Source organism: Vibrio sp. Scap24 (genome assembly GCF_013394185.1).
Classification (GTDB): Bacteria; Pseudomonadota; Gammaproteobacteria; order Enterobacterales; family Vibrionaceae; genus Vibrio; species Vibrio pomeroyi.
Genome location: NZ_CP041332.1, coordinates 3,425,158 through 3,441,233, shown reverse-complemented (window position 1 = coordinate 3,441,233; position 16,076 = coordinate 3,425,158). Strand labels below are relative to the sequence as shown.

Annotated in this window: 15 protein-coding genes; all 15 read right to left on the bottom strand. The window is 44.8% G+C overall.

Annotated features, from left to right (window positions below):
* Positions 1-204 precede the first annotated feature (204 nt).
* The 15 genes from FLM53_RS15385 to cobU all read right to left on the bottom strand — a co-directional run bounded on the left by FLM53_RS15385 (position 205) and on the right by cobU (position 16,072).
* Positions 205-1,659: a lytic polysaccharide monooxygenase gene (locus FLM53_RS15385; protein ID WP_176681961.1), complete on the bottom strand. Its 1,455-nt coding sequence runs from the start codon at positions 1,657-1,659 to the stop codon at positions 205-207.
* Positions 1,660-2,056: 397 nt separating this feature from the next.
* Entirely contained in the window at positions 2,057-2,416 is a 360-nt protein-coding gene (locus FLM53_RS15380; protein WP_176681364.1) for a DUF6559 family protein, read from the bottom strand.
* 157 nt (positions 2,417-2,573) lie between these two features.
* Positions 2,574-3,878, bottom strand: a complete 1,305-nt coding sequence (locus FLM53_RS15375; protein ID WP_176681365.1) for an MATE family efflux transporter — start codon at positions 3,876-3,878, stop codon at positions 2,574-2,576.
* Positions 3,875-4,657: an ABC transporter ATP-binding protein gene (locus FLM53_RS15370; protein ID WP_176681366.1), complete on the bottom strand. Its 783-nt coding sequence runs from the start codon at positions 4,655-4,657 to the stop codon at positions 3,875-3,877. The genes FLM53_RS15375 and FLM53_RS15370 overlap by 4 nt, the downstream gene beginning before the upstream one ends.
* Positions 4,657-5,463 carry an ABC transporter ATP-binding protein gene (locus tag FLM53_RS15365; RefSeq protein ID WP_176681367.1) on the bottom strand — a complete coding sequence of 269 codons (807 nt, stop codon included), beginning with the start codon at positions 5,461-5,463 and terminating at the stop codon, positions 4,657-4,659. The genes FLM53_RS15370 and FLM53_RS15365 overlap by 1 nt, the downstream gene beginning before the upstream one ends.
* Positions 5,460-6,284 (bottom strand): nickel/cobalt ABC transporter permease, encoded by an 825-nt coding sequence (gene opp1C, locus FLM53_RS15360; protein WP_176681368.1) that lies wholly within the window; start codon positions 6,282-6,284, stop codon positions 5,460-5,462. Before opp1C ends, FLM53_RS15365 begins: the two co-directional genes overlap by 4 nt.
* The gene (gene opp1B, locus FLM53_RS15355; RefSeq protein ID WP_176681369.1) at positions 6,281-7,225 is read right to left on the bottom strand and encodes a nickel/cobalt ABC transporter permease; all 945 of its coding nucleotides are present in this window, start codon (positions 7,223-7,225) and stop codon (positions 6,281-6,283) included. The genes opp1C and opp1B overlap by 4 nt, the downstream gene beginning before the upstream one ends.
* 111 nt (positions 7,226-7,336) lie before the next feature.
* Positions 7,337-8,932: a nickel ABC transporter substrate-binding protein gene (gene nikA / locus FLM53_RS15350; protein WP_176681370.1), complete on the bottom strand. Its 1,596-nt coding sequence runs from the start codon at positions 8,930-8,932 to the stop codon at positions 7,337-7,339.
* 308 nt (positions 8,933-9,240) lie between these two features.
* Positions 9,241-9,528 carry a DUF2607 family protein gene (locus FLM53_RS15345; protein ID WP_256099384.1) on the bottom strand — a complete coding sequence of 96 codons (288 nt, stop codon included), beginning with the start codon at positions 9,526-9,528 and terminating at the stop codon, positions 9,241-9,243.
* A gap of 211 nt (positions 9,529-9,739) precedes the next feature.
* Positions 9,740-10,498 carry a vitamin B12 ABC transporter ATP-binding protein BtuD gene (gene btuD, locus FLM53_RS15340; protein ID WP_176681372.1) on the bottom strand — a complete coding sequence of 253 codons (759 nt, stop codon included), beginning with the start codon at positions 10,496-10,498 and terminating at the stop codon, positions 9,740-9,742.
* Positions 10,485-11,480, bottom strand: coding sequence for a vitamin B12 ABC transporter permease BtuC (btuC, locus tag FLM53_RS15335; protein WP_176681373.1), 996 nt, complete (start codon positions 11,478-11,480; stop codon positions 10,485-10,487). The genes btuD and btuC overlap by 14 nt, the downstream gene beginning before the upstream one ends.
* Positions 11,481-11,613: 133 nt before the next feature.
* Positions 11,614-12,642, bottom strand: a complete 1,029-nt coding sequence (locus tag FLM53_RS15330) for a succinylglutamate desuccinylase (RefSeq protein ID WP_176681374.1) — start codon at positions 12,640-12,642, stop codon at positions 11,614-11,616.
* Between the two features lie 279 nt (positions 12,643-12,921).
* Complete coding sequence (locus FLM53_RS15325; protein WP_176681375.1) at positions 12,922-14,718, bottom strand: M3 family oligoendopeptidase; 1,797 nt, start codon at positions 14,716-14,718, stop codon at positions 12,922-12,924.
* 133 nt (positions 14,719-14,851) lie between these two features.
* On the bottom strand, positions 14,852-15,469 hold the full coding sequence (gene cobC, locus FLM53_RS15320; RefSeq protein WP_176681376.1) for an alpha-ribazole phosphatase family protein: 618 nt from the start codon (positions 15,467-15,469) through the stop codon (positions 14,852-14,854).
* Positions 15,470-15,478: 9 nt separating this feature from the next.
* Positions 15,479-16,072 (bottom strand): bifunctional adenosylcobinamide kinase/adenosylcobinamide-phosphate guanylyltransferase, encoded by a 594-nt coding sequence (cobU, locus tag FLM53_RS15315; protein ID WP_176681377.1) that lies wholly within the window; start codon positions 16,070-16,072, stop codon positions 15,479-15,481.
* Positions 16,073-16,076: the final 4 nt, after the last annotated feature.

The following is a 16,076-nucleotide window of genomic DNA, read 5'->3' as shown; positions in this document are numbered from 1 at the left end:
TTAACCCAATGTACTCTTTAGTCAGACTTGAACTAATAAAGATAAACACAATTCACTTCACAGTCGACCCAGTACTATTATTTTCATGGCGATATCGCATCATGCTTTACTTATACCCCACAAAAAAGCACCACACTTATAAAGCATGGTGCTGATGTTACTGTGTAGTTTTGACTAAGCTAATTAGTATCTTTAAAACAAAGACTAGTTAGCTGGACGCCAAACGCCCCATTTGTCGTTGTCGTATGTCGTCTTAGGATTTTCACCGCCCTGAACCCACCATTGTGCTTTCCATGACTGGTTAGAGTAAGTCACGATTTCACCACCAAGGTAAACCTTAGACGAGTCCCACGAGCCTAGGTCTGGGTCAGGTGTAGGATCAGGATCCGGCGTTGGATCTGGGTCAGGAGTTACACCACCATCTTCAGCAATCACTTCGAACGTGAAGGTTTCTACACTTTCGCTTTCAATTGAGCTAGCAATGAACGACAAAGTTTCGTTCGCTGTAATCGCAGTCGTATCGACAACAATTGAAGCCGTTCCGTTGTTTTGAATGCTAACGGCAGAACCTTGAGTCTGAGTTAGGTTTGCTGCTTCGCTCGTCGCAATCACAACTTTGTCGCCAGCATTAACGACATTGTCACTTTTCACTAATTCGTAGATGTCGCCTTTTAATGGCTCAACACCGCCGTCGCCACCTTCAATCAACGTTAACTGACCAGATGCACGGCTATCTTTTGAGTTAAAGAAGTTGCGTGATGGATCGTTTTGGAAGTACATGTAGTGCTGCATTTCAGCGTGCCAGTCACCAATGAAGATCGCACCGTCTTTAAACTCTTCGTGCCAACCATTAATTTCCGACGCTAACAAGCGAGCCCAATCGTTCACGTTGCTCGCATCAATCACGATGTCGAAGCTACGTGCGATTTCACCATACTTGTTGATGATGTCGTACTTAACGGTGTCGCCAATTTCTGGTGTACCAAACTGGTCAGATACAAACAAGTCGCCACGTACTAGATCAGGTTGTGGTGTAGGCTCAGGCGGAGGTGTTGTACCACCTGTAATAGTGATGTCTGAACAGTTGTAGAAGCCTTCACCCGCTGCATCGTTACGCTGCCAGCGTACATATAGGATCGCGTCACCAGAACGGTCAGATGGAATCGTCACATTGATACGGTATTTACCACCGCTTACAGGAACATTGCCCACTTCTTGGATAAGATCTAAGTCACCCCACGCTAGGCCTTTGCTCAAGTCTGCGTTTGGTTTCGTTAGGTAGAACTCCCAAAATGAAGGATTGTGTGGTGCAGTCGCGTTGAATACATATTCAAACGTGCCTGTACTTAGCTCGGTACGAGTCCAACCAGTATGAGGCGCCCCCATACCGCGCTTTTGCGAATCGTTGGCATAACAGAGCGTGCCATCAGGAATCGCTGCTTTCACTGCGTTGATGTTGTTGAAATCCTGAATGTTTTTTGCATATTCGTTACGTTGAACAAACGGGTACGAGCCAGAAATATCTTTCGCTTGAGCACATGCCGCATTTGGTGGTGTACCCGACCAAATACCACCTTGCTCGTAACACGTGTTCTGACGTGCGCTTGGAAATTCAGACCAACCATGAGCGTTTGCCACTGACGGCACACTCGATAGCATAGCCATACCTACTGCTACTTTTAGAATATTATTATTTATTGTTGTCACTTTCCCACTCTCTATTATTTTACCCTGTGCACAACTTTAATTACTCACTTACCAATCAATATTGCACTTCGAGGGTTTATAGTTTTTGTTTAAAGAACAACGAAAAATATATACGTCAATTTTATCAATAACAGCGGGTTTTATATTGATAGGAATCAGAGTCACACAACTCATAGAAATGCGTTGTCGATAGATGATGTTGCTTCGAATTATTGGATCTCAGTATTCCATCTTGATTGAGGAAACAATATCCAAAGTGAATAAAAAGCGGCTTAATGAGTAAGCCGCTTTTGGGAGGTACATTAGATGTACAGTAGAAGATGTACTCAGATAAATAGTGATTAGCGGACTAATAGCGGCTATTCATACCCATGCGATGTGACATGTCGTCGTCCATGCGACCGCCCTTCCAACCGCTACCACCTAAAAGGTTTAGAACGTCGCGTGCGTTGTAGCTTTCACCACCAAAGAAATCGTTAGACACATCATTTCTCAGTAATTGAATAGTGGATGCCAATTCAGCATCGAGATCTTGTGGATCAGCAAACAAAGCCAATGCAATTTGTTGTTGGCGCTTACTCAGCTCCTTAGAACTGGTTTCGACTTGTCCAATAGAGAAGAAATCACGGCTCCCGTAACTCTTAACCATCTTTGCAGACAGGAGTTTGATTACCTTTTTGATTCTTCGACGCTGAATGTACCTTAACACCTTGATTCCTTTTCTAATCTACAAAAGTCACGTGACATATTTATAAGATATGGCAGGTGGTTAGGATGTCATTCTTTGCTTACGCGCTCAATAAAAAAGTCAGCAATAAAATTGCTGACTTCAACGTTGTTTTCGAAGGTTATCTAATCCACATGCACTAGAAGCACTTTCGTTTTACCTGCCCAATAAATGGAACAAGGAAGATAAAGCGCCCAACATAAAACAACGTGAATGCTAACCACAAACCGTGATTGCCCCACGACTGCACAGCAAAAAACTGTACCACTAAGAACACCACCAGCGTAATGAAACTTGAGTTTCTCACAGGGCGAGTGGTTCCCGTTCCGGTAAAAATACCGTAGAAGGTTAAGCCGTAGCCCGCAACCAATGGGAACACCAACAGCCACGGACTCATTGATAAGTAAATCTCGATCAGTTCTGGCAGTGAGGTGAAAATCATGACGACTTGATGCTTAAACATCACGGTAAGCAGCGTCATCACGAGAATGAATGCCGTTGTCCACTGCGTGTTTAACCTAATGACATTATTAAGCAAGCTTGGGTTTTTCTGCCCTACCGCTTTACCCGCAAACACACTCGATGCATTCGCAATACCATCAAACATGTAGCTAATGATAAAGGTCACTTGCATTAAGATTGCGTTTGTCGCAAGTACGTCCGAACCCAATTGAGATCCCACACGTGCCATCATGTTGAAGAACACAAGGATACAAATCGTACGCAGTAGCAAGTCCATGTTCGATGACACGATGACCTTAAAATCTTTAGACGAGATTTTAAGTGAGCGTGCATGTTCCCACAGAGAAAACTGACAAGTATGGAAGACAAAATAGAGACCGATAGCGAACGTGGTGATCTGAGCGATTAAGGTCGCAATGGCAACACCTGCAATCCCCATATCAAGATACATAACAAACACGATATCGAGCACGATGTTCAGCACATTACCGACCACTTGAGTAAACAGGGTCGCTTTCGCTTTCGCCTGCCCCATTAACCAACCAATGATGGTGTAGTTAATCAGAACAAAAGGCGCACCAAAGATCATAATATCGAAGTATATCTTGGCGTTAGCACCCACCGCGGCTTCCGGCTCTATAAGCCACTCCGCACCTTGCCAAATCAATGACTGCAGAAGGATAAAAATAACGCCAACACATAACGCGAGTAACAGTGGTCGAATTAAACTGCTTGCCTGCTCTGCATGGTTGTTTCTTCCCAATGCAATAGCACTTTGCCCTGTTGTGCTTACGCGGAAAAAACCGAATAACCAATACAGGGTATTCATGATAACAGCGCCAATCGCCACACCACCAATAAGCTCAGCAACGCCAAGCTTACCAATAACGGCGGTATCTACAGCACCCAATAAAGGTTGAGTGACTGTAGAAACAATAAATGGAAACGCTATTTTAAAGTAATCGTTATGAGTCAGTTTCATTGTGGGTCAAACTCAGTTTCAAACGGTATTTCTAGATAACTAGCCGCTTCTAACAAACTCTTGGTGTAAGGGTCACGTACGTGTTTCAGATTTCGCATATCATCGACTTGCTCGACGATTTGGCCGTCTTTGAAAAACATTAAACGATCACAAAGAAAACTCGCAACAGCAATATCGTGAGTGATAAACAAATACGAAATCTGACGCTCTTGTTTGAGTTTTTGCAAGAGGTCGAGAACTTGTACCTGAACGGAGACATCTAACGAGCTCACCGCTTCATCAAGCAAGATAAACTTAGGATTTGGCGCTACTGCTCTGGCAATACACACACGCTGTAATTGTCCGCCACTGAGTTGATGTGGATATCGATCAAGCATGTCTGCATCTAAGCCCACTTCTTCAAGCAACAGAACTAAATGGGACTCTCGCTCTGCCTTACCGACCTTATCGTTAATCAAAGGCTCATTGATGATCTCTCGAATCGTCAGTCGCGGGTTTACCGAGGTGTTGTAGTCTTGAAATACCACACTCATTACTTGGTGCATTGGTAGGTTTGAAATGGCGTTACCAAGTACCACCTCACCACTGTCAGCCGCTTCTAGACCGAGTATGACTTTCCCTAGTGTGCTTTTGCCACTGCCCGATTCGCCAACTACGCCGACACACTCACCTTCATTAACCGTGATAGAGACTCCATTGAGTACGTTTTGGTAGCTAGGGAATAACCAACTATCGTCGTTTTTGAATGCCTTAGTGACGTTCTTTACTTCAATCAACATTAGCGGCTCTCCATGACAGATTTAAATCGATTTACTAATGCCATACGAGTATCCACTAAGTAACGCGTGTGTTTGCTTTCTGGCTGAGTGAACACCTTGCGAGTTGCACCATACTCAACGACTTTGCCTTGATTCATAACCATAACGTTGTCTGCGATGAGAGAAACCAAACTCAGATCGTGGCTAACGAAAATCAAACTGGTACCAAACTGCTCTCGAACAAACTGCAGTTCCTTAACCACTTCTCGTTGCGAGATATAATCAATCGCTGTTGTAGGCTCGTCTGCGATAATCAGCTTGGGTTTCAGTACCAACGCCAAGGCGACCATAATTCGTTGCAGCATGCCCCCACTAAGCTCATGCGGGTATTTCTTAATTAAATCGCGGACTGATTTCAGATTAACGCGAGTCAGTACGTCGCAGAACAAGTCAACAGCCTCTTTAGTGCTCATTGACTGGTGTTGCTTTATTGTTTCCACGGCTTGATTGCCGATGGTGAACAGTGGATTGAACGCCGTCATTGGGCTTTGCATGATCATCGAGATCTTTTCTCCCCGCAATTGACGACGCTGCTTTTGGGGCATATCAAATAGATTCTTGCCTTCAAACAGCGCATCACCCGAAATAGAGAAAGAGTCGTTCAACAACCCATTAATCGCATTGCAGGTCAGGCTTTTACCGCTACCTGACTCACCCAAAATACCCAAACATTGATCTTCTTTGAGTGTAAAGTTCACATCAGAGACCAGCTCTCTGTGTGTCGGTTTATGTAGCGTGACGCTAAGATTTTTAACTTCTAACATCATCTTTGCTCCGTTCTTGGGTCTAATACATCACGTAAAGAGTCGCCAAGTAAGTTACAACACGCCACCACTACCATGATTGCGATCCCGGGGATGATCATCTGTTCAGGATTAGAGAAGAGAACTTCTTTAGCATCACTCAACATAGCGCCCCACTCTGCTGTTGGCGGTTGTACGCCTAAGCCAAGGAAAGACAGTGTTGAGATGCTCAATATAATCCAACCTAAATCTAGGGTTGCAAGAATGATGACCTCAGCAGCGATGTTCGGTGCTAAGTGCTTACGAAAGATAAAACTTTGAGGTGTTTTAACCGTTCGTGAGTACAGGATGTAGTTTTGGTGATTGAACGAAATCACGGAGCTTCGAACAATACGCACATACCATGCGATTTTCGCGATAAAGTTCGCAATAATGATGTTGAAAATACCCGGCCCCATAATGCCCACAATACTCAAAACAATGATTTCATATGGGAATGACAGCATGACTTCGCAACCACGCATGATCAATGAATCGACCTTGCCTCGCATGTAGCCAGAAACCACACCAATGAAGCCGCCAACAACTGCCGTAATCACCATGGTTAATAGTGAGTAATACAGCGTGGTACGAATACCAAACAACAAACGAGAATAGATGCATCGACCCAAATGGTCAGTGCCGAGTGGGTACTCCATCGACATCGGCATCATAGAGTTAATCACATCCGCCAAGTTAGGATCGTGCGGCGCAAGATAAGGCGCAAAAGCCCCCATTAAGCAGATAGCCGTTAAGATAAACAGGCAAACAACAACGGTCTTATTGGAAAGTAGACGTCTTATCATGAGTTCTTCGCTCCTGACTTGAGACGGGGATCGACCACCGTATGTAAAATATCAATCAGTAAATTAGACACAACAAACAAGCTACCCATCACCAAGATATAAGCTTGGATAATTGGGTAATCACGATTGAAAATCGCAGCCAAAGCGAGTCGACCTAAACCAGGTATCGCGAATATGCTTTCTATAACAACGGTGCCCGCAATCAAACGGACGATGCCGATGCCTAGTGCTGTCATTGAGGTTTGCAGTGAGTTTTTAAGAAGATGCTTCCAAACGACACTGTGCTCTGAAATACCACGAGCGCGCGCGTAATTCACATAGTTGTGATTCATTGAATCCAACATAGAGTTACGAATAAGACGAATGTAGGTAGCAACGTAAGCCATACACAGAGTTACTGACGGCAATATGAAATGGCTAAAAGTGGTCGCACCGCTGCTTGGCAACCAATATAGATTGATTGAAAACACCCAAATCAAAATAAAGGCCAACCAGAAGTTAGGCATTGCGGTACTGGCGAAAATGAACACTCGGACAATGCGATCAAACCAATGATCTTTATACACAGCGCTGAGCACACCCATCGGGATACTGACACACACCAACAAGATGAGTGATAACCCTGCAAGTTTCAGCGTGTATGGGAAGCTTCGTGCAAGTTCTTCAGAAACTAGACGATTGGTATTGGTGTACGAGATGCCAAAGTCGCCTTGTACCGACGATACTAGCCAATCGGTATAACGGACTAAAAACGGACGGTCTAACCCAAGCTCTAAGCGAATTTCTTCAATGGCTTCAGGGCTCGGTGTCGTGTCATTGACACGCAGTGCCACTTCAGCAGGGTCTGCTGGAATAATATTAACTAAGGCGAACGCGATAAAAGAGACAAAAAACAGTGTCACACTCGCACTCAGTAATCGCTTTAGGATGTATTTAGCCATTCGGTTACTTTCTTAATGTAAAACAGTAAGCAAAAAGACTGACACCCCAAAAAGAGTGTCAGTCAGTAAGCTAGTCAGTAGTAAAGGAAACAGACAAGGGTTATCTATTTCTTACTTTACAGACATACGTTGTAGCGGGATTTCAAACTGAGACGGGTTAAAACCAACACCTTCTACACGCTTGTTGAATACCGCACGGTTTTGCTCGTAGCTGATCGGAATGTAGATCGCTTGCTCGTGCAGTGTTTTCAGAACATACGTGTAATGCTCTTGGCGCTTAGTCTCATCAATGGCTTCCAACGCTTCTAGGATGTGATTATCAATCTCAGCCTTTTGTGGAATGCCTTGTTGCGCAGCGTAATCGCCATATACTGGCTTACGCATACCGCCAAGGAACGATTGAGGATCGTAAGGTGTACCCCAAGAGATATTGAACGACAGATCAAACTCACCTTGTTTCAGACGATCTCGGTGTGCTTGTTCTTCTTCACCAACGATGTTCATCTTCAGGCCAACCTTCGACCATTCACTTTGTAGATACTGTGCGATAGTGCGCTCTACGACCTTGTCACTGTCGTAAGAAAGAGTAATTTCAAATGGTTTGCCGTCTAATTTACGAGTCTTACCATCCTTCTTCCAACCTGCTTCATCCAACAGTTTTTCAGCTTGAGCAACGTCATATTGGTATGGCGTCAATTCGATATCAGCGTAAGGGACATTCTTCGCAAGCAAAGTATCTGCCGGCTTTTCTAAGCCCAACATGATGCGGTCTGCGATGATTGATTTGTTAGTTAGGTGACTCAGAGCCTGACGAACACGAGTATCACTTAGGTTTTCGCTGGTCGAGTTCAAAATCAACATACGTGTCGATACTGGCTCAGATAGCTCAGTGCCAAAACGCGGATCTTTTTCAAACTGTTTGTATGACTGCGCGCTCACTAGTTGCAGACCATAAACCATATCGATTTCGCCACTACGTAGTGAAAGCAGACGCGATTGATTGTCTGGAATTACTTTTGCCACAATTTTGTCGACTTGAGGTTGCTCACCCCAGTAGCTTTCATTGCGCTCAAACGTCGCACGTTGATCAACCACGTTATCAGTCAGAACATAACTGCCGGTACCTACGTAACAGTTCGCACCATTCTTGGTTGTTCCGTCTTTAAAACATTCAGGAGAAAGGAAACGAAACGGACGTGTTACACCAAGCTCAACAAGGAACGGGTAGTAAGATTCAGCAAACTCAACTTGAACCGTGTGGCTATCCACAACTGTCACACTCTCTTTGCCTGCCTTTTCAATTTCCACCATCAAGCGGATAGATTCCAACCATGTGTGACGGTTCGCGTTATCCAGCAATGCATCGAAGTTCGCTTTCACGACATTAGCGTCAAACGGCTTACCATCAGAGAACGTGACGTCATCACGTAATTTGAATGTATAAGTTTTACCATCCTCTGAAGTGCTCCAACTTTTCGCAAGCCAAGGTTCAAGAACACCGCTCTCACCAAGGTGCACCAACCCTTCAAAAATAAGGTTTTGTGCAAAGATCTCACCACCGTAAAGGTGTGGGTTTAGGTCACGGATATCACGATAGTTCGCAAAAGTAAGTGTACTCTCCTCAGCAAACGCGCTTTGGACAGGAATAACAGCAGAAGCAGCAGAAGCAGCAACGGCTACAGTAGCGATAAGTTTTTTAAACGGCATAAACAAACCTTAATGGTAATGATAATTATTATGATTTACTGGTTAAATAGTACTATAACGATAAATATCATCAAGAGTTAGCGATATATTCATTTTTGTTATTGTTTGTTTCAACAATAAGAATGATGTTGAAAAAGAGGTCAGTGAAGATCGTTCAATCGACTAAGCGGGCGTATGACAGTAAGAGGTGTGTACCTCCCTTCTTTGCCAAAAACACATTAGTATCCGTTGCCACACGCAATCATTTAGCCAATTGGTAGCCTATAGACGCGTACGCAAACAGATGAAAAGTTAACGATATTCAGGGGTTAAGCGAGTGGAGGTGAACGTGTACGAGGCAGTTCGAATAGGGAAAGTGATACCGCAAAGCGCGTTAACTTTTGATAAGTCGGCGCTTGAGTCTTAGTTGTGATGGGGAAACTGCTGCTATGAACGGCACTTTGCACCGCGTCATAAATACCGCAATGATGCTGAGCATGTACCTCTTCTCCCATTTCCAATTCGTGCACGATCGACGATATGTTCAAGCTTAAAGGAAGCATGAATAACGACAAAATCAACAATGTGCGTTTCGCAGTGCGAGAGAAAAGGTTCAGAGTTTAGGCCCTATCGAGGTAGTGCTAAGGAGACTACCACCGATAAACATGCCATTTATGTATCTAGATCAAAGTAATATCACTAATCGAAATCATTCTCATCACTATATAAAATGAGAGCAATGACAAACCAAAATCAACGTAAATGATTCTAATCATTTATAAATTAGTGATATGGGATAGAAGAGTATTCGAGCGAATACAACAGGAGTTACTCGAAGACTAGATAGGTTTGACCATCTACAGAGATGCTTTTCACCTGTGTGTTAAACACAGACTCAAGTTGCTCTGGAGTCAACACTTGAGCCGCAGCACCAGAAGCTTGTAAAACGCCCTTGTCGAGCAGCAGCACTTGGTCAGCATGTCTTAGGGTTCGGTTAAGATCGTGATTTGCCATGATCACCGCAATGCCCTTCTCTGCCACTCGTTCAATGAGCTTGTAAAGTAAGGCTTCTTGAGCAATATCCAATGGCGCTGCTGGTTCATCGAGAATCAACAACTTCGCGTATGGGTTAAGTGTCGGCCAAATTTGCAAACACATGCCCGCCAAGCGAACGCGTTGCCACTCACCGCCAGACAAAGCTTGAATAGAACGATGAAGCTTATCCGCAATGTCGAGCATCTGGCTGATTTCTTCCAAAGCAGCGTTGATTTCAGTATCAAGACCTTGTGAAGAACTTGGCAGAGACAACGCAAGGTATTGGAACACTTCTAAGTTGAAAGCCGGTCTCGCGCTTTGACACAAATAAGCGCGATGCAGTGACAAGTCTTGCAGCGATAACTCTGATAAGTCTTGTTCATCAAGCTTAATATCGCCCTTGTAACCATCACCAATACCCGAAATAGCCTCAAGTAAGGTACTTTTACCACTGCCATTGGGGCCGATAACGTGAGTCACCTGCCCTTGCTTGAGCTCAAATGAGAGTGGTAATAAACGAGCGCCGACGCTCAGGCTCTTAATTTGAATCATGATTTTTAATTAACATCCAAATGAAGATAGGCGCACCAATACTTGTGGTCATCACACCCAAAGGTAACTCGGCAGAATCCAATAAGGTACGCGCGCAAATATCAGCAAACACCAACAATGCAGCACCCGCAACAGCAGACAAAGGAAGCAGGTATTTGTTATCAGTACCAATCGCTAAACGAAGTAAGTGTGGCACAACCAAGCCCACAAAGCTGATCACGCCGCCTAATGCCACGGCACAGCCGACCAAAATAGACACAGCGAAGATCAAGCGCCAACGTAACTTGGGCACATTCACGCCCAGTTGCGCAGCGTGTGTCTCACCTATCATCATTTTGTCTAGCTTACTGCCTTGCAAGCACAACCAAATAATCACCGGGATCATAACTAACGTGAGCGAGTGTTGATACCAAGTCACGCCACCCAAACTGCCCATTAGCCAATACATCAATAAACGAAGGCTAAGGTCGTCACTAAAATAGAAGGCCCATGTCACCATCGCGCCAGAAAGAATGCCTAACGCAACACCCACCAGCAGCAGTTTGGCAGTGGTCAGTCGCATCGCTTTTACCATGCTCACCAAAATCACGGTAAAACAGAGCGAACCTAAAACGGCGGCAATCATGAAGAGTTCTGGAGTCGGCGCAAACGGCAAGAAGAACAGCACAATCACCATGGCTAAGCTTGCACCGCCAGAAATGCCGAGCACACCTGGCTCTGCCAATACGTTACCTAATAAGACCTGTAAGCTTGCGCCAGATACTGCTAGCCCTGCCCCGATAGCAATAGCGGCCAATAATCGAGGTAAGCGTAAATCAATCAGTAGTTTTTGTTCTAACGTGGACAAGGTGCCCAGAGGGGAAATGAAGAGATCGCCAACCATTAGGTAAATTGCACTCAGCGCGACAAGCAGTGCTGCCATCAGATAAATGGCTCTCGCCCATTTGCGCTGTTTTTGGTGAAGAAGTTGTTGGAAATCCATATCAAGCTACTTTGAAAATGTTCGCGTAACCTTACCTGTATCCCCAAATAAACTCAAGGCTCACACCGTAATGTGAACCTTGATATTTCAACCAGTTGAGCGGTTGTTTTCGTCGTTTAAACCCGAGTCGATATTAATCGTACACAAGCTGACCATGGTCGAATCGCGTTTCAACTTCACACACCATTAAGGCCGCTCGTTGACCGATAGCAACATTACGATTTGGGAACACCACCGCTTCGTTTTCATTCTTCGCCATTAACGGTTTATCACCGTCATGACCGAATACTTCACCGTGCTTGAACGCGGTAAAGTTCTCTACTGAATCTGAGAACATGAAATCGAAATCATCATGTAAACGAACAATGGTTCGGCTCACACGATAAGTAATGGTTCGCTTAGGTAAATGCTCTGGTTCAACTTCAGCAATCAAGTTACGCATCGCCAAGTCAAAAGCCGTTAGCTTATCAAGTTGGTTCTCACCAATTCTCGCGACCTGCCCTAGCTCCATTGTCAGTGCTTGCGCTTCGAAGTTTTCAGCGCTGTACCAACTGAATGTGCTGGTTGGCGCATTTGACAACAACACTGCTTCAACGTGTGCACTGTTAATGAAATCAAACAGCTCTTTGCTGCGCACTTCATGGCGAACCTTAGGGCTCACTGCGAACGAGTAATGCTTAGATAAACGGATTGCACAGTGCAGATCTAGATGCCAACGAGTGGCAGGTTCCGTTTCTTTGTAAAACTCAGTCACCAAGAACTTTAAATTCTTCGCGATATCCACTTCTCGATTGCTCTCGTACTGCTTTTCATCAAACAGACGATTCATGTTCACATCAAGAAAACGAGTATGCGCGTTGGTGGCTTCTGGGTGAGCGACGATAAACAAGCATCTCGCGTTTACTACTTGGAAGCCTGTTTCAATATCCTCAATGAGCTTATCGATCAGCTCCATTGGTGAAGTTTCGTCGCCATGAACACCGGTTGAAAAAATGATGTTCTTGGTTTCAGAATTAAAATCCGCGGGAATCACTTCCAAGACACCGCGTTGATGAAGCTTAATTTGAACACCGTTACTCAGTACGGTCTGTCCTGCAAACACTTCTTGCTCAAGATCTAGGCTGTCAAAAAGAAATGATTGGCGAAAGAGGGTCTTCGTCATGCGCTACTCCTTAATTGCACGGCCGTATGTTAATAAATTGTACATAGAAATTGTGTTGCTAGGATCGCACTTATCAACAGAAACTCCGTTATCACTCACAAATACTACCCATATATTTTTTATATTACCTGCTGACTTTACTAACCGACATCTGTTCCAAATAACTTTCTCTATTTAAAGAGACTTTTGGCTGTTTCGGCTTTTCTCAGGTTATGTCAGCAAGATAAGAGCCACGTAAGCTAACACAGCTCTTACCTGCCATGAACAGATTGAGATCAATTAATCTTCCTGATCGAGCAATCTTTCAAATTCATCGATTTGAACTTTGACCATGTCGATGCTTTGTTGCCAGAAATCAGCCTGAGTCAGATCCATTCCTAAGTGCTTTTGAACCACTTCTTCCGCCATCATGCTGCCCGTATCACGCAGTAGAGAAACATAATCACCGTAGAGCTGCTCGCCTTTCGCGTCACGCTGAGCGTAAACACCTTTGCTGAACAGGTAGCCGAACAGGTATGGGTAGTTGTAGAAGCTCACCTGCGAAATACTGAAGTGCAATTTGCTCGCCCAGAAGTAAGGGTCAGCTTCTGTCATTGCATCGCCGTACCACTCTTTCCAAGTGCTTTCCATCAGGTCACACAACTGTTGAGCCGTCAGTTCACCTTTTTCACGCTGCTCGTAAAATGCTTTTTCGAATTCGAAACGCACTGGGATGTTGACCATCAGAGCCAATGAAGAAGACAACTCTTCCCACAGCATTTCAAGTTTCTCGTTACGTGTTTGGGCTTGCGTTAACAAGTGATCACGAACGATGTTTTCCGCAAAAATCGAAGCCGTTTCTGCTAGCGTCATTGGGTAGCGTGTCTTACACAACGGCATGTCTTTCATTACCCAGTTGTGGAACGCGTGGCCCAGTTCGTGTGCCAGTGTCATTAGGTCAGAGCGGCTGCCACTCCAAGTCATAAATACAAGCGGTGTGCGTGTCGCGGCAAACTTAGTGCAGTAAGCACCTAAACGTTTGTTGGCTGCTGGTGCGGCATCAATCCAACCATTCTCAACCATCAAAGCAACGAAGTCAGCCATCTCTGGATTCACTTCAGCGAAGGCGGTTTTGATCACTTCAATCGCTTCATCAAATGGGTAAACCTTAGATTCAGCGTCACCAAGTGGCGGCATTGCAGCTAAGTGATTCCATGGCTTCATTTCATCTAAGCCGTGAACTCTTGCCATCAACAGACCCGCTTTCTGGCCTACTGCGCGATTGGCTTTCGCCACAGACATCATGGTGTCTAGTGTTTCAGGCATAATTCGGCTGCCGTGCAGGCTTGGATCTAAGAAATGCACATCTGCGATTTTCGAGCGCTTTTTGTTTTCAGTCAAACGCCAACCTGCAAGCGCATTTAGAATCGAAGCGAATGACTCTTGATGCGTTTTCATAGCACCTTGAACCGCGCGCCATGCAGGCTCTTGTTTGTCGAATTCGCTGCCGTACAACAAGCTCGCAGCCTGTGAGAAACCAAGCGCTTCTTCTTCACCATCAAGTTTTAGCGACAGTTTCAAAGAGCCGGTTAGGTTATCGTATAAACGCCCCCACGCATAACGGCCATCGACTTTCATTGCTGCTAAAAGCTGCTCTTCAGCAACACTAAGTCGGCTGCTTGATAACTTACGTGAGCTTTCAATCGCGAAACGTTGGCCTGCAACATCTGCACTCTCGTGTTCCAAAACCGCGTCAATAAACTCTGGTTCAGCGTGAATCAGGGTGTCTTCATAAGGGCTGAATGCTTGAGACATTTCAGAGTTCAGCTTTGCGACGCGGCCAAGCAGCGCTTTAGCTTCTGTGTGGGTCGCGTCTACCGAAGCGTGGCAGTTAGCAAAGGTGTTAATTGTGCTCAGTAACGTGCCTGCCGCTTCTGAGGTCTGGATTGCGTTTTGCATTGCCAGAATGATGTGACGCTTTTCAACATGCAGGTACAAGAGTTCGATACACTGTTGAATGAGTTCAATATCCTGTTCAATTTTTGCATCATCAAGATCGCGATAAGCAATGCTTAGATCCCAACTCGGTGTTGTCATGACTAAATTCCTTTCACGTAGGTAGTAGTGCCAATCTGGCACAGCGGTTATCGACACCGCTTTATACTTCTAATAATTTTTCTGCTTACAGTTCTAATTAGATGTTAATTCTTAAAACTGTGTTTTTGAACACTCAGAGAATAGGCAGCCCTATCGCTTTAACGCTGATAAAGCTCTGTGCAAACTGAGTGACTTGAATATGGGTTATCGATGCATTCTCTATCGATAACTTCGAGTACAAGCTCGGATTTTTCCAATCAATATCAAGGCAATGCGCCAATAACATTCGAATTACGCCACCATGAGTAACCAGCAATAGATTGTCACTTGGGTTATTCAAAAGTTGCGACCAAGCTTGAGTTACTCTGTCGTGGAAGCTCTGTAAACTTTCTGCACCAGTCAGTTGATGATTTGCAGGGTCTTGCCAGAAGGTGTCTAGCATCGCCCACTTATCTTCAAGCTCATCAAATGCGATGCCGTCCACCTCACCAAAGTTCATTTCTTGAAATTCTGGTGCAATCGACAAAGGTACAGACACGCGCTCTGAATATAAGTTTGCTAGGTCGCTGCAGCGCCTTAATGGCGAGGCAACCACACCATCAAAAGCCACATTATGCTGCACCAAGGCTTCACATATTTGTTGTTGAAGCTCTGGGTTGACCAACACGTCAGATACACCATTCAGCGCCGCCTTCCCTTCCACCTTGCCGTGTCTTAGCAAATAGATATTTTTGGTTGTTCCATTGACCATGTATGTAACCTAGCCTTGAGCATCAAACGAATGATTTGAGGGTTTTAAATTCAGTGGTAAGCCTGCCGCTATCAGCGTAACTCGTTCGACAACGCGAGCAAGCGCTTGGTTCATTCGTCCTGCATTGTCGACAAACAAGCGCGATACTTTACCCAGAGGAACAACGCCTAAACCCACTTCGTTAGAGACCATGATGATGTGTGCAGGGCTTTGCTTGACGCTTTTGGCCAATACTTCAACCACGGCTTCAACCTGTTCATTGGTTGCGTCGTCACCCAGTTCAAAGATAATGTTGTTGAGCCAGAGTGTGAGGCAATCAATCAGCACCACATCTTCTTTCTCAAAAGACTGCAATTTTTCGGCTAATTCGACGGGTACTTCATGCTCAATCCATTGCTCGCCACGACGTTGTTGATGGTGCGCGATTCGTTCACGCATTTCATCGTCTAAATAGGTCGCAGTCGCTATGTAATGCAGACGCCCATTTGAACATGCTTCAATTGCACATAATGCTTGTTGTTCTGCAAAACTCGACTTACCTGAGCGCGCGCCACCTAAAACAAGGTGGCGATGACTCTGATACGTTTGATTATTGGTTGTCATATGT

Excerpts from the sequence above, each read along its gene's own strand:
- FLM53_RS15385 (WP_176681961.1), bottom strand. The coding sequence starts at position 1,659 with ATGCTATCGAGTGTGCCGTCAGTGGCAAACGCTCATGGTTGGTCTGAA.
- FLM53_RS15375 (WP_176681365.1), bottom strand. The coding sequence starts at position 3,878 with ATGAAACTGACTCATAACGATTACTTTAAAATAGCGTTTCCATTTATT.
- FLM53_RS15370 (WP_176681366.1), bottom strand. The coding sequence starts at position 4,657 with ATGTTGATTGAAGTAAAGAACGTCACTAAGGCATTCAAAAACGACGAT.
- FLM53_RS15365 (WP_176681367.1), bottom strand. The coding sequence starts at position 5,463 with ATGATGTTAGAAGTTAAAAATCTTAGCGTCACGCTACATAAACCGACA.
- opp1C (WP_176681368.1), bottom strand. The coding sequence starts at position 6,284 with ATGATAAGACGTCTACTTTCCAATAAGACCGTTGTTGTTTGCCTGTTT.
- opp1B (WP_176681369.1), bottom strand. The coding sequence starts at position 7,225 with ATGGCTAAATACATCCTAAAGCGATTACTGAGTGCGAGTGTGACACTG.
- nikA (WP_176681370.1), bottom strand. The coding sequence starts at position 8,932 with ATGCCGTTTAAAAAACTTATCGCTACTGTAGCCGTTGCTGCTTCTGCT.
- btuD (WP_176681372.1), bottom strand. The coding sequence starts at position 10,498 with ATGATTCAAATTAAGAGCCTGAGCGTCGGCGCTCGTTTATTACCACTC.
- btuC (WP_176681373.1), bottom strand. The coding sequence starts at position 11,480 with ATGGATTTCCAACAACTTCTTCACCAAAAACAGCGCAAATGGGCGAGA.
- FLM53_RS15330 (WP_176681374.1), bottom strand. The coding sequence starts at position 12,642 with ATGACGAAGACCCTCTTTCGCCAATCATTTCTTTTTGACAGCCTAGAT.
- FLM53_RS15325 (WP_176681375.1), bottom strand. The coding sequence starts at position 14,718 with ATGACAACACCGAGTTGGGATCTAAGCATTGCTTATCGCGATCTTGAT.
- cobC (WP_176681376.1), bottom strand. The coding sequence starts at position 15,469 with ATGGTCAATGGAACAACCAAAAATATCTATTTGCTAAGACACGGCAAG.
- cobU (WP_176681377.1), bottom strand. The coding sequence starts at position 16,072 with ATGACAACCAATAATCAAACGTATCAGAGTCATCGCCACCTTGTTTTA.